At 55.3% G+C, this 13,819-nt stretch carries 11 protein-coding genes; 9 read left to right on the top strand and 2 right to left on the bottom strand.

Annotation, left to right across the window (positions count from 1 at the left end):
- Positions 1-77: 77 nt before the first annotated feature.
- Positions 78-878: an SDR family NAD(P)-dependent oxidoreductase gene (locus ACN28Q_RS07450; RefSeq protein WP_095845766.1), complete on the bottom strand. Its 801-nt coding sequence runs from the start codon at positions 876-878 to the stop codon at positions 78-80.
- Between the two features lie 151 nt (positions 879-1,029).
- Here ACN28Q_RS07450 and ACN28Q_RS07445 point away from each other — a divergent pair, with 151 nt between their 5' ends.
- The 5 genes from ACN28Q_RS07445 (at position 1,030) to ACN28Q_RS07425 (ending at position 5,952) form a co-directional block, all read left to right on the top strand.
- Positions 1,030-1,887 (top strand): DeoR/GlpR family DNA-binding transcription regulator, encoded by an 858-nt coding sequence (locus ACN28Q_RS07445; RefSeq protein WP_095845765.1) that lies wholly within the window; start codon positions 1,030-1,032, stop codon positions 1,885-1,887.
- Positions 1,888-1,935: 48 nt separating this feature from the next.
- The gene (locus ACN28Q_RS07440; protein ID WP_095845764.1) at positions 1,936-2,736 is read left to right on the top strand and encodes a BtpA/SgcQ family protein; all 801 of its coding nucleotides are present in this window, start codon (positions 1,936-1,938) and stop codon (positions 2,734-2,736) included.
- Between the two features lie 25 nt (positions 2,737-2,761).
- Complete coding sequence (locus ACN28Q_RS07435; protein ID WP_095845763.1) at positions 2,762-4,273, top strand: FGGY-family carbohydrate kinase; 1,512 nt, start codon at positions 2,762-2,764, stop codon at positions 4,271-4,273.
- Positions 4,270-4,902: an HAD family hydrolase gene (locus ACN28Q_RS07430; RefSeq protein ID WP_165907072.1), complete on the top strand. Its 633-nt coding sequence runs from the start codon at positions 4,270-4,272 to the stop codon at positions 4,900-4,902. Before ACN28Q_RS07435 ends, ACN28Q_RS07430 begins: the two co-directional genes overlap by 4 nt.
- Positions 4,903-5,100: 198 nt before the next feature.
- Entirely contained in the window at positions 5,101-5,952 is an 852-nt protein-coding gene (locus ACN28Q_RS07425) for a DeoR/GlpR family DNA-binding transcription regulator (RefSeq protein ID WP_230469452.1), read from the top strand.
- Positions 5,953-6,121: 169 nt separating this feature from the next.
- On the opposite strand, the gene ACN28Q_RS07420 is transcribed toward ACN28Q_RS07425, so the two are convergent.
- Positions 6,122-7,501: a diguanylate cyclase gene (locus ACN28Q_RS07420; protein WP_095845760.1), complete on the bottom strand. Its 1,380-nt coding sequence runs from the start codon at positions 7,499-7,501 to the stop codon at positions 6,122-6,124.
- Between the two features lie 413 nt (positions 7,502-7,914).
- Here ACN28Q_RS07420 and ACN28Q_RS07415 point away from each other — a divergent pair, with 413 nt between their 5' ends.
- The 4 genes from ACN28Q_RS07415 (at position 7,915) to ACN28Q_RS07400 (ending at position 13,803) form a co-directional block, all read left to right on the top strand.
- Positions 7,915-9,486 (top strand): ABC transporter permease, encoded by a 1,572-nt coding sequence (locus tag ACN28Q_RS07415; RefSeq protein ID WP_095848948.1) that lies wholly within the window; start codon positions 7,915-7,917, stop codon positions 9,484-9,486.
- The gene (locus ACN28Q_RS07410) at positions 9,483-10,244 is read left to right on the top strand and encodes an ABC transporter ATP-binding protein (RefSeq protein WP_095845759.1); all 762 of its coding nucleotides are present in this window, start codon (positions 9,483-9,485) and stop codon (positions 10,242-10,244) included. The genes ACN28Q_RS07415 and ACN28Q_RS07410 overlap by 4 nt, the downstream gene beginning before the upstream one ends.
- A gap of 128 nt (positions 10,245-10,372) precedes the next feature.
- Positions 10,373-12,154: an aryl-sulfate sulfotransferase gene (locus tag ACN28Q_RS07405; protein ID WP_095845758.1), complete on the top strand. Its 1,782-nt coding sequence runs from the start codon at positions 10,373-10,375 to the stop codon at positions 12,152-12,154.
- 560 nt (positions 12,155-12,714) lie between these two features.
- Positions 12,715-13,803: an ABC transporter substrate-binding protein gene (locus ACN28Q_RS07400; RefSeq protein ID WP_095845757.1), complete on the top strand. Its 1,089-nt coding sequence runs from the start codon at positions 12,715-12,717 to the stop codon at positions 13,801-13,803.
- The last annotated feature ends 16 nt before the right edge of the window (positions 13,804-13,819 follow it).

Genomic DNA, 13,819 nt, shown 5'->3' with positions numbered 1-13,819 from the left:
ACGTTCCCAGGCATTGTGTCTATCCCTTCATCTTTCAATATGCTGACGTAACATTGCCTGTTTGATTTTGTTTGTTTTTAGCCTGTATACACGCCGCCGGTGACGTTGACGCCCTGCCCGGTCATAAAGCGAGCCGCGTCGGAGCAGAGAAACGCCACCACGTCAGCGACATCTTCGGGCGTTTCCAACCGGCCAAGCGGGGTTTGATTTATGTAGTCCTGTATTACATTCTCGGGGCTGATGCCACGCAGGGCCGCCTCCCATTGCACTTCACGGCTTTGCATGCCTGTTTTTACAAACCCAGGGCAGACGGCATTGACGCGGATGCCTTCTGCGGCCAACTCACGGGCGAGTGCTTGCGTCCAACCGAGCACCGCAAACTTGCTGGCTGAATAGTGCGCCAGCAGCGGTGCGCCGACTTTGGCTGCCAATGAAGCTGTGTTGACGATGGTTCCCTGTTTCTGTTCGACAAAGGTGCGGGCTGCTAACTGGTTGGTAAGAAATACCCCGCGAATATTGACATCAAAATTGAAATCCCATTCTTCATCGGTGATATCCAACGCGCGCTGCATCGTAGAAACCCCGGCGTTAGCGACCAGTACCTGATAGCTGCCCATGTGCTTGATGACCTGTGAAAACCCCGCGGTGATTGACTCGCGTGAACGCACATCAACGCCGAAAGCAAAACAGCGATCACCTAACTCTCGGGCGGCTTCCTGGGCCGTATTTTCGTCAATATCACCTATAGCAACATTCATGCCCTGGGCGAGTAGTGTGCGGCTAATTGCCAAACCAATACCGGCCGCCCCGCCGGTAACGATCGCCGTTTTGCCTTTCAGCCCAGGGTAAAGCCCTGGCACATAGAATTGGTTGCTCATCGTTGGCTCCTTATCGCTGATGATTACTTATTGCACAATAATTCGAACAAATCAAAACAAAATTAGTTTGATTAAAACATTAATATTCGTATAGTGCTTCTACGAAGTTATATTTTGTTCGTTTGTGGGTTTCTGATGGGGAACAACGCGAATGCCGAACAATAAATCTCCCGCTGATGAAGCGGCTGAACATCGCACCTTGCACCGCCAGCGGTTGATGGCAGAGGCGCGGCAACGCGAAATTTTATCCGCTCTGAACGCCAGGGGGACGATCTCGGCGGCCGGGTTGGCTCATGCGTTGGCGGTTTCTGTCATGACTATTCGGCGCGATCTGATTGAGTTGGAAGCGGCCGGAAAACTGACGCGTATTCACGGTGGTGCCGTGGCGCCTGAACATGGGGCCGCAGTGGCCATGGACAGCATCGAGCCGAGTTTTGAAGCTCGTTTGCTGCTACGCAATGAGGCAAAACAGCGTATTGCCATTGTGGCTGCGGCGGTCGCCAGTCATTACCGTTCGGTTGCACTTGATGTGGGAACCACCACCTTCCTGATGGCGCAGCGTTTAGTGGGGTGCTCACGGATGAAAGTTTTTACCAACAGTGTTCGCATTGCCCATGCCTTGAACAATACCCAGCCCGACGTCTACCTGTCGGGTGGCCGGGTACGCCTTGATGAGATGTCGATGGGCGGGCCTACAGCCGTGCAGCGCTTCGCCGCGTTGTGGTTTGACGTGGCGTTTATTGGCGTATCTGGGCTGACGCCTGACGGAATTTACGATTATTCGTTTGAAGATGCCGAGTTGAAAAGGGTCTATCTGCGCTGTTCTGATTTTACGGTTGTGTTGTGTGATTGCGCAAAATTCCAGCGCATGTCACTGGTCCATCTCTCTGCGCTGGATGGCATCAACATGCTGATCACCGAAGACGCGCCTCCTCCCTCCGTGGCGGCGGCGCTTGAGGCAGCGAAGGTTCAGGTGGTGATTGCACCGCCTTTAGCTGGGGACTGCTAAAGCCCCGGCGGCGGCGTCGGGTTTCCTGTTAATCGTCTGGAGTTCGTTATGATTTTTGATTTTTTGGGCACTAAGAAAAAAGCGGTTATCGCCATGGCTCATATTGGCGCGCTGCCAGGTTCGCCGTTGTATAACGCTGATGGCGGTCTCAATAAGCTGATTGATGATGTGCTAAGCGACGTTGAGAAACTTCAGGATGGTGGGGTTGACGCCATTATGTTTGGCAATGAGAACGATCGTCCCTATGTGTTCAATGCCGCGATTGAAGGGGTGGCTGCGATGTCGGCGATTGTGCAAGCGATCAAGCCGGCGTTAAACGTCCCCTTTGGCGTCAACTATCTATGGGATCCAAAAGCCAGCGTTGCCATTGGGGCGACCACCGGGGCGAGTTTTGTCCGTGAAATTTTTACCGGGGTGTTTGCGTCGGATATGGGGATTTGGCAGCCGGATTGCGCGGCGGCTTCCCGCCTGCGGCATAATCTTGGCCGCGACGACATGAAATTGTTGTTCAACATCAACGCGGAGTTTGCACATTCGCTGGATTCGCGCCCGATAGAATTGCGCGCTCGCAGCGCGGTGTTCTCTTCTATGGCCGATGCGATTTTGGTTTCTGGGCCGATAACCGGTGAGCCAGCCGATCAGTCAAACCTGCGTAAAGTCTGTGCCGCCGTGCAGGACGTACCGGTCTTTGCCAATACCGGCACCAATATTGATAACGTCAGCGATATTTTAACGATGGCCAGCGGTGTGATTATCGGCACCCATTTTAAGGTTGATGGGCATACCTGGAATGCCGTTGATGGCGATCGCGTAAAACGTTTTATGGACGTGGTCGAACGTCAACGTTAACCGTATTTGCGATACAGGAGGCGGCATGAACTGTTTGCTGGGTATTGATATTGGCACTACCTCGACGATTGGCATGCTGATTCAGTTGCCGAATAAGGTGCTGGGGATCGTTTCCCGGCCGGTCACATTGTCATCGCCACAGCCAGGCTGGACAGAAGAGTCACCCGATGAATGGTGGCATAATGTTGGCGAGATTTGCCATGAATTGCTAGCGAAAAGTGGCGTGGCGCCAGGCGATATTGCCGGAATCGGCATTACCGGCATGCTGCCTGCCCTGGTATTGTTAGACGATAATAATCGGCTATTAAGGCCCAGTATCCAGCAAAGTGATGGCCGCTGCGGTAAGCAGGTTAGCCAAATGAGAGCCGAAATGGATGCAGATACATTTCTCATGCGGGCCGGAAATGGCATCAATCAGCAACTGATTGGGGCAAAGATCCGTTGGCTGGAACAACATGAGCCGGCGGTGTTTTCCCGTATTGCTACCGTGTTTGGCTCCTATGATTTTATTAACTGGATGCTGACTGGAGAGAAGGCGGTTGAGCAAAATTGGGCGTTGGAGGCCGGGTTCGTCAATGTTTCCGATCATCAGTTAGACGATGAGTTAATTGCGTTCGCTCACCTCAAACGGGCAGCCGTGCCACGGTTGATTAAATCGCACCAGATCCTTGGGCTGGTGACTCACCGGGCGGCTGAATTCACCGGGCTGAAAGCCGGAACGCCGGTCATTGGTGGGGCGGCGGATTTGATTGCCTCGGCCCTGGGGGCTGGGGTGACGGCGCCGGGCGATATTTTGTTGAAGTTTGGCGGCTCGGTTGACATTCTTACCGCAACGTCTTCGATCACGCCGGATCCCCGGCTTTATCTGGATTATCACCTTATTCCCGGTTTGTTTATGCCCAATGGGTGTATGGCCACCGGGGGCTCGGGCTTGAATTGGTTTGTAAACAATTTTGGCGGGCAACATAGCGCCATGGCGGCGGCAAAAAATCTCACGCTGCATCAGTATCTTGATACGTTGGCTGACGAGCGCCCGGCAGGGGCTGATGGGCTTATTTGCCTGCCTTATTTTCTTGGCGAGAAAACCCCACTGCATGATCCTGCTGCGCGCGGGGTCATGTTCGGCCTCACGTTATCCCACGATGCCGGCCACGTCTGGCGGGCGTTACTGGAAGCTTATGCGTATGCTATTCGCCACCATATAGACGTTTTCAACGCTATCGGCTACCCGATTTCGCGTTATTTTGTTTCTGACGGAGGATCTCACAGCCGGCTGTGGATGCAGATTGTCGCTGATGTGCTGGGGGTTCGGGTTCAGCGCCTGGAGGGGCATCCAGGCTCCTGCCTTGGTGCTGCATGGGCAGCGGCGATGGGAGTTGGTGTGAGTGACGATTGGAATGGCGCCAGCAATTTTGTGCGTTTCAGTGATGTGATTGAACCAAACGTTGATAATGCGTCATGTTATCGCGAGGGCTATCGGCAGTTTCGTCAGCTTTATCAGCAGTGTCAGCCGCTAACGCAAGGGGAGGGGGTATGAGCTATCAGGCTATTGCCTGGGATGTGGATGGTACGCTGGTGGATAGCGAACCCTTGCATCATCGTGCGTTGCTCGCCGTGTGTTCGGGCTATGGCATTGATTTAAGTCATATTCCGGAGTCAAGATTTTGTGGGGTGCATATTAACGATGTTTGGTTACAGCTGCGCTCATTACTTCCTGCAACGGCTATTCGCGAGCGTTGGCTGGCGGAAATCGAAACATGGTATATCGCACATAGTGCTGAGTTGGCACCAATTGACGGTAGCGTCGAGACTCTCCGCCAACTGCAGATAAACGGGATGCGTCAGGCGTGCGTCTCTAATTCCAGCCGGCGTATCGTAGAAGCTAATCTGAGGGCGCTGGGGGTTTTCGACACGATGGCGTTCATTATTAGTCTTGATGATGTCGAACGGGGTAAGCCTGATGCCGAGCCCTATCTTAAAGCGCAATCTCGCTTTGGCCTGGCGGCTCACCAGGTGTTGGCGGTGGAAGACAGTGTTACTGGCGTTTTAGCTGCCCGTGCTGCCGGGCTGGATGTGGCTGGTTACAGCCAAGAGCCGCTTTTACATCCACAATGCCTGCCTATTAATCACCTTCCGCAATTAATAGAGCTAGTTACACTCTCCTGAGGCAATGAGTCATCGCGGTGCGCGCGCACTGATGTGGTTCATTCGTTGCACATAACGCACGCATTTTCGCACTCAATTCAAACAAATCCGAACATAATAGATTTAAAAAAATGTGATAACCCCATAGAATGTCATCATCGTCAGGCTTTTTGGGCGCTCGGCGGCCGATGTATTCTTGCTCAACAGTGGGTATCAATAATGGATGTAAAAAACATGACGGTGAATATTGAGCCAAAAGATATCTCCCGTACTGCGAAGGTGCGTTATCTGCCTCAGGAAAGGAAAAACCATATTCTCGAGGCTTTATTCCAGAGTGGTTCGGTCACCGTTGGCGGGATTTCAGAACAGCTTTCTGTCTCGGAGATGACGGTGCGCCGTGATTTGGCTGAACTGGAAGAAGAGGGGAAGTTGGTGCGGGTGCATGGTGGTGCCGTGCTGCCAGAGCCAGACTCTCAACCCGTTATGGACAAAGAGCCCGCCAGTTTTGATGAGCGCCTGCTCCAGCGGACGGAGGCTAAATCGCGTATTGCCGCTGCGGCCGCGGTCATCGCCAGCCGGCATTTGACGGTTGCGTTGGATATCGGCACGACGACATTAATGCTGGCCGAACGGTTAGTTAACTGTAACCGCATGAAGATCTTTACCAACAGCGTGCGGGCGGCTTACGCGCTGGGCAGCGGCCGGGTGTTGCCTGAAATCTATCTGGCCGGTGGCCTGATGCGTGATGATGAAATGGCAATGGTGGGGCCTTCCGCCATTGCGCAATTCGAACAACTTTGGTTTGACGTCGCCTTTGTTAGCGTCTCTGGCCTTACGGCGTCGGGGCTGTATGACAGTTCGTTGGAGGAGGCGGATATTAAACGCGTCTATCTGCGGCGTTCTGGATATAAAGTAGTACTGTGCGATTCAGCCAAGTTTCAGCATATGTCGTTGGTACACATCGCGCAGTTACAGGATATTGATTTATTAATCACCGATAACTCTCCGCCGTTATCCATTCAGATGGCGTTGGATATGGCCAAGGTGCAAGTGCTGGTTGCTCCGGAATAAACGCGTTATACCCAAAATAATTCGAGTTGCAGGAAGGCGGCAACGCAGTGAGTCCCCAGGAGCTTACTCCAGTAAGTGACTGGGGTGAGCGAGGAAAGCCAACACACCTGCAACTTGAAGTATGAAGGGTATATATGGGTTTAATGAAATAGCGCTCCAGCCCCTAAGCTTATTGCGGCTCAATACGGTTTCTGCCGTTGCGTTTGGCCTCATACAGCGCAATATCTGCCTTATTGAGCAACAGGTTATAGTCCGGGAGCCCATTATGTTGCGCATACCCAATACTTACCGTGATGGGCAGCGTTTTCCCGGCAACGCCTTCAAAAGGCGTGCTGTTAATGATCCGGCGGATGCGCTCCAACAGCGTATAGGTTTCCGACTGGCCGGCTTCAACCAGCACAATAAGGAACTCTTCCCCACCGTAGCGGAACAGATAATCACTGGAGCGAATATTATCGCTGAGCAGATTGGCGATGTGCGTCAGCGCGCGATCGCCTACGGTATGCCCCCACTCATCGTTCACCTTTTTGAAATGATCCACATCGATGATGGCGACGCTAAGCGGCAAATGGTTTTCCATCGCCAGGCTGACCTCGTGCTTGAGGACAATCGGCAGGTAGCGCTTGTTGAGCAAATTCGTCAGGGCATCTTTCCCGTCTTGCATATGCGATGCTTCGTTAAACAGCATCTCCATGTGCGTATTAATTTGCTGGCAGCTGCTATGGATGACGCGTAGCAACTCCTGCATTTTTTTTACCGGCATTTCCGCCGTGGTATCAATGCTATCCACTTTTTCATCAATCTGCGTCATCAACTGGCGCATTTGCTGAACCTGCTGGTTTTCGCCAAAGTGGCGCACACATTTATGGCGGAACCACAGGCCATAGCTGGATTCGGAAATGTTGACCAGCGGCTCCGTTTGCCGTGCGCCGCTCACCAGGCTGTAAATCACCGAGTTTTCCCAGTTGGAAAGGGCCGTCTGTTGCTTGCCTTGCTCCAGATGCGCGTTATTCATCAACACATGCAGGCGGTAAGATTCTTCATTGCGCGTTGCCAGGTAATGCGACATCGCATAGGCGTGGCTCATCATTTCGATCGCGATATCAATGGCCATCGCGGCATAGTGCATCACCTGTAAACTGAGGGCGGGATCCAGGCTGCGGCTGGTGACGTAGTCAAAGATGCCGTACTTCAATTGCCGGGCGCCGCGTTGCACAAATTCAACGGGAATGCCGATGCGGGCATGGACGCCGCCCACATGGTATTGCTGTTGCGCCAGCGCTTCGAGCTGGTTTTCGCCATGGGTCAGAACGGCCTTGACCCATTTGGAAAGAGAACGGCTTAGCCGTTCCTGCACCAGTTCATAGGATAAGTGCCGCGCAATAGCCGGATCTTTAAACAAACTTTCATAAAACTTGTTGGCCAGATCGTCAGATTGTTCTTCTGCAATCTGCTGCAAAACCACGTTCGCTGCTTGCGGGAGCTCTGCGCGTAAGGGTTGCCACTCTTGAAGAATAACAGAGATATATTGTTCGATTTCTTTCTGCATCTTTAATTAAGCCAACAGGTTATCTGAAAGTTATGGTGTAAATAATTTCATCTATCGTAGCATACCTGCTGTAATAGGCTTGGATTGCGGCCGAATTATTTTGGCCATATTTCATCACCCGGCAAACCCCCTCATTCTTTTCCACCGCGCCGCCGCCACTGCGCCAGAACAACCCGCGTTACCGTACCCTTTTCGCCATCGGTTCACTCCGTTTAACGGCTGTGCATATACCACCATATTGTTTTAAATGATTTTTTTAGCAAAGCGATGCCGGAATTGAGCTAAGCCAGCCCTGGCGCGGCACAGCGGGATAAATGCGTCTTTTGCAGTGGGTATATTCAAGAAATGCATTAGTCAAGCGCAGCAAAGGACTGTTTGATAGCCACATGTTTTCATTGATTAAACAGGTTGCTATGGCACAACTGCTGCTCTTGAAAAGGCGACTGCTGGCGCCGCCGATGTGGCATATAAATCTGTGGCCTTTACTGCTGCCGGCGGCGCTGTTTGCCCTGTGGCAACTGGCGGCGCAGTACCAGTGGATGCCGGAACAAATCCTGCCGGCACCGCGGATGGTGCTGGCAACGGCGAGCGCGCTTTGGCAGGGCGATCTGCTTGCCCAGTGGTGGGTGAGCCTGCAGCGCCTGGCGCTGGGGCTACTGCTCGGCGTGCTGGCCGGCACGCTGCTCGGCGGGTTGTTCGGGCTATCGCGCCGCAGCGCGCAATATCTGGAACCGCTGTTCTATACCCTGGCGCAAATCCCCACTCTGGGGTGGATCCCGCTGTTTATGGTGCTGTTCGGCATCGACGATGGGCTGAAAATGGCGGTGATCGTCAAGGCGGTTATCGTGCCCGTCACACTGAACACACAGCAGGCGCTGGCCGCGGTGCCGCTCGGTTTAAGCGAAGTAGCGCACGTGGTGCGCCTGAATGGATGGCAGCGTTTTCGCCTGCTGTTGGTGCCCGCCAGCCTGCCGGGGTGGTTTACCGGGGTGCATCTGGCGCTTTCCCAGGCGTGGATCTCGCTGATCGTGGTTGAATTGTTGGCCTCTTCCCAGGGGATTGGCTACCTGATGGTCTGGGGGCGCCAGCTTTTTCAACTCGATATCGTGTTTGTCGCGATCGCCGTTATCGGCATCAGTGGCCTGGTGATGGAATGGGGAACGCACCGGTTGTATCAGCGGCTGGTTTTTTGGCCGCAGCCCGCGCTTAGCCGGCAACTGCACCGCCGGCAGGCACGGCTGGCCGGGATCGTGCTGCCGGTGCTGCTGGTGGCGCTCTGGCAGCTTGCCAGCCGCCATGCCTGGATCGATCCGTTGTTGCTCTCTTCGCCGCTGGCGGTGGTTGAGCGCCTGATCAGCGGCCTGCAAAACGGCGAGCTGTTACAGGCAATGGGGCAAAGCCTGGGCCGTGCGCTGCTGGGGGGCGCGGCCGGGATTGTGCTGGGCTTTGCCGGTGGCCTGGCCTGTGCGTTAAGGCCCACCGTCGGTGCGGTTTTTTCCCCCACGCTGAACGTGTTGCGCCAGATCGCGCTGTTTGCCTGGTTGCCATTGCTCACCGCCTGGGTGGGCAACGACAACCCCGGCAAAGTGGTATTCGTGATGCTGGCGGCCTTCTTCCCGATGTTTTTTAGCACGCTGAAGGCTGTTGCGCAGCGCGATCCGCAACTGGATGAAGTGGCGAAGGTTCTGCGCCTCAAAGGCGCCGACTACCTGCGCTTGCTGATTTTGCCCGGCGCCGCCCCCGGTATTTTCGCTGGCCTACGCCTGGCGTTGCTTTATGCCTGGCTGGGCAACATCGGCGCGGAGTATTTCATGTCATCGGGCGTGGGTATCGGCAGCCTGATGATCAATGCGCAACAGCTTCTTGATATGCCGACGATTTTCTGTGGCATGTTACTTATCGGCATCACCGGTGCGCTGCTTGATAAAACGGGCCGCGTGTTGGAAGCATCCGCCACGCGCTGGCGGCGGCAGGAGCAAATATGACGGCATCCTCTACGGTTGTGGCGTTTCGCCACGTTAAAAAACAGTGGCAACACCTGACGGCCATCGACAATTTTTCGTTGGATATTCAACGCGGTGAACTGGTGGCGCTGGTCGGCAGCAGCGGGTGCGGTAAATCGACGTTGCTGCGCCTGCTGGTCGGCCTGGATGGCGATTTTCAAGGGGAGATCCGCGTTAACGGCCAACCGGTGCGGGGCACCGGGCGCGACAGAGGGATCGTGTTCCAGGAACCGCGCCTGTTCCCCTGGTTGAACGTTGAGCAAAACGTGGCGCTGGGGCTGGCGGATGAACCGATAAGCCAGGCCGAGAAGCGCCAACGGATAAGCCATATTCTTTCACTGGTGCAACTGAGCGAATTCACGCGTTCCCTGCCGGCGCAGCTCTCCGGCGGGATGGCCCAGCGCGTGGCGATCGCCCGCGGGTTGGTGGCACGCCCGGAGATCCTGATGCTGGATGAACCTTTTGGCGCGTTGGATGCGTTAACGCGCCAGCAGATGCAGCAGGAATTGCTGCGCATTCATCAAAGCCAGGGCACCACCACCCTGATCGTTACCCACGACGTGGAGGAGGCGGTGGCGCTGGCAGACCGGGTCGTGGTGCTTTCACCCAGGCCGGGGCGGATTTTGGATGTCGTCACCGTGGCACTGGCCCAGCCGCGCGATCGGGACAGCGCGGAATTTGGCGCCTGCTGCGCCCGCATCCGCAGCCTGATAACACAGCCACACCTCGATTCGCATTAACCCCCAACGCAGGCGGCATTACACGCAATTCCCTGGCGCTATGCGCATACAGAGCAGGCCGCCGCCTGCGGTTTGGGCAACGTTTTAAGCCTGCGGGCATCACTTAATGAAAACAGGAGAAAACAGCAATGGGGCATCCCTCTGTTTACCCAACCGGCACCACGATTTATAACCCGGAAAAAGCCTGGAGCGGTTACACCGTATTTCAGGCGGTGGAAAGCGGCGCCGTGTTGACGGACATGAACGGGCGCGAGCTGCGCCACTGGCCGAATTTGCACGGTTTCCCGAACAAGATCTTCCCCGGCGGCGTGATCCTTGGCCACCTGAGCGAGCGCGATCCTCGCTACGGCATGCAGGATATGGCTGATCTGGTGCAGGTTGACTGGGAAGGCAATATTACCTGGCGCTTTGATCGCTATGAAGAAATACGCGATCCCGGCAATCCGGTGCGCTGGATGGCGCGGGCGCACCATGATTACCAGCGTGCGGGTAACCCGGTGGGGTATTATGCGCCCGGCTTGGAGCCACAGGTTGAGGGGGGCAATACCCTGATACTTGCGCACAAGAACCTGCACAACCCGGAAATCAGCGACAAGCTGCTGCTGGATGACACCATTATCGAAGTCGACTGGCAGGGCAATATTGTTTGGGAATGGCGCTGCAGCGATCACTTTGCCGAGCTTGGCTTTGACGCGGCCGCGCGCGAAGCGATCCGCAACAACCCCAATATGCGCGCCAGCGGCGGCGGCATGGGGGACTGGATGCACATCAACTCCATGTCCACGCTGGGGCCGAACAAATGGTTTGACGCCGGGGATGCCCGCTTCCACCCGGACAACATCATCTGGGACGCGCGTGAATCAAATATCATCGCCATTATTGATAAGCCGAGCGGTAAGATCGTCTGGCAGCTGGGCCCGGACTACAGCAAACCGGAATTGAAACACCTGGGGTGGATTATCGGCCAGCACCATGCGCACATGGTTCCCGCCGGCCTGCCGGGTGCCGGCAATATTCTGGTGTTTGATAACGGCGGCTGGGCCGGGTATGGCGCGCCTAACCCGGCATCGCCGGATGGGGTGAAGAACGCCTGGCGCGATTACTCGCGGGTGCTGGAAATCAACCCGGTGACGCTGGATATTGAATGGCGCTATTCCCCTTATGAAGCCGGTATCCCACAGCCGACGGATTCTTACCGTTTCTACAGCCCGTATATCAGCAATATTCAACGGCTGCCGAACGGCAATACGTTGATCAATGAAGGATCGAATGGCCGTATTTTCGAAGTGACGCAGGATCACGAGATCGTCTGGGAATACATCTCCCCGTATTGGGGCAAGGCGCTCAACAACAACATGGTTTATCGCGCCTACCGCGTGCCGTATGCGTGGATCCCGCAACTGGCACAGCCGGAAGAGACCGCCATCGCCGCGCCAGACGTTTCGCAACTGCGCCAACCGGGCGCGGCGGGGCGCAGCGGTTTTGCCAGCGTGGTGCAGGTTGAGGGCGCCCTGCCTTACAGCAAAAGCGCCGACGCGCTCTGCGTGGCCACCGACAACGATACGCTGCGCCGCAGCCCAAAAGTGTTCCGCATTGATGCCGAAGGCTTTAGCCGGATTGATCACCCAGACAGCGCGCAGCTTGAGCAGGGCAACGTATTGTTGTTTGTCGGCGCCGAACGTTGCATTCACTGCCGCAACCTGTGGCGCAAGCTCAATGAGCCAGGGCTTGCCGCCGGCCTGGCGCAGCGGCCACGTTACTATCTGGATGCCGATCGTTTCCCTGAACTGGCGGCGCGCTTTGGCGTGCGCGGGCTACCGGCGCTGCTGCTGTTGAAAGACGGCGAGGTGATCGATAGGGCCAAAAACGGCTTAACCAGCGGCCAGTTGGCACAATGGTTGGCGCTATAACAACATAAACATAGCCGAGATAATCACCGGGGCCGGTGCCGTATTAATTTATGGCTCTGGCCCGTATTAATTATACCCTTCATACTTCAAGTTGCAGGTGTGTTGGCTTTATTACTCGGCTCATCCTTGGGCCTCGCCCCAAAGGGGCCGCTGCTAACAGCGTTCAAATCTGCTCCTGGCAGATTTGTCGCTCACCCCAGTCACTTACCTGAGTAAGCTCCTGGGGACTCGCTGCGTTGCCGCATGATTCGGCCATACGGCCTCACCCCTTCGGGGCCAGCGCTAACGCTGTTCAAAAACGCTTTTGCATTTTTGTCCTGCAACTCGAATTATTTGGGGTATAGAATTTATAAATTAATGGGGAGGATAATTTAATAATTTTGCGATGATGGCGCATGCGTTAAATCGATGGTGTGCGTGCAATAAATGCATATGTTCCTGTAACGCGGGTAATCACTAATTTATCCCTTTTTCACAAAAGGAAATATAAAAAAGTTATTTATAGTCGCCTATAGCAGTTAGGTAGATTCAATTAATAAATAGACGAATGGAAAAATAAAATGAAACAACGATGGATAGCGGTGGCGCAGGCATTCAAATGGGGCATGCTATTTTGGCTGCTGGCAGCCGGGGTGGTCAGCCAAGCAAACGCGCAAAATGATAAACCCACGGAAATCCGCATTGGCGTGCCCGATCAAAGTGCGGGCAATAAACCGTTTATCGCCGGCCCATTGGGGCTGGCGCATATCCAGCGGCAATTCGAGCAGGCATTTGAACCGCAGGGGATCAAGATAAAATGGTCCTTTTTCAAAGGAGCCGGGCCGGCGGTGAATGAGGCGTTAGCCAACCGCCAGTTGGATATCGCCTATCTGGGCGATTTGGCCGCGATTATCGGCCGCGCCGGTGGCCTGCAAACCCGTTTCTTGCTGGGGGTACGTGGCTCCCATTCTTACCTGGCCGCCACGCCGGAATCGGGCATCAAAACCCTGGCGGATATCAAAGGCAAACGGGTGGCCGTATATCGCGGCACGGCCGATCAGTTAGCGTTTGATCGTGCGCTGGCAAGCGTTGGGCTGAGCGAGCGCGATGTCAGAGTGATCAATCTGGATTGGGCCGCCGGGCGCGCGGCGCTGGCCGCTCGCCGCATCGATGCCGTATGGGGCGGCGTGTCGCTTTTAACGCTGCGCGAGCAAGGCATCGCCATTGTGGCCGACAGCGGGGAACTGGGCCGGGCGAACACCACCCAGGCCGGCGTGGTCGCCACCCAGGATTTCATTACGCATTACCCGCAGATAACGCAGCAACTGGTGGATATCCTGGTGCAAAACGCCCACTGGATCAGCCAGCCGGACAATACGGCGGCGTATGTTGAAAAGCTCGAAGCGCAAAGCCGGATCCCGCAGGCGCTGTTTCTGGCCGAACTGCAGCCGGCGGAATTGAATTTCCGCAGTTCGCCACGGTTGGATGCGTTCTTGAAGGCCAGTCTGCAAGACAGCGTAGACCGGGCCAAAGCGGCCGGTTTAATTCGCACGGCGTTTACCGTTGATAGCTGGTTTGACGGCCAGTTTGTGGAGCAGGCATTGAAAACGTTGCAACTGGAACCGGTCTGGCCGCGCTATGGCGCCGACGGGCAGGCCGCGCTCCAGTAATTTGCTGTTCGCCTGC

Source organism: Gibbsiella quercinecans (assembly GCF_002291425.1).
In the GTDB taxonomy this organism is placed as follows: Bacteria; Pseudomonadota; Gammaproteobacteria; order Enterobacterales; family Enterobacteriaceae; genus Gibbsiella; species Gibbsiella quercinecans.
This window is presented reverse-complemented; position numbering and strand designations above follow the sequence as displayed.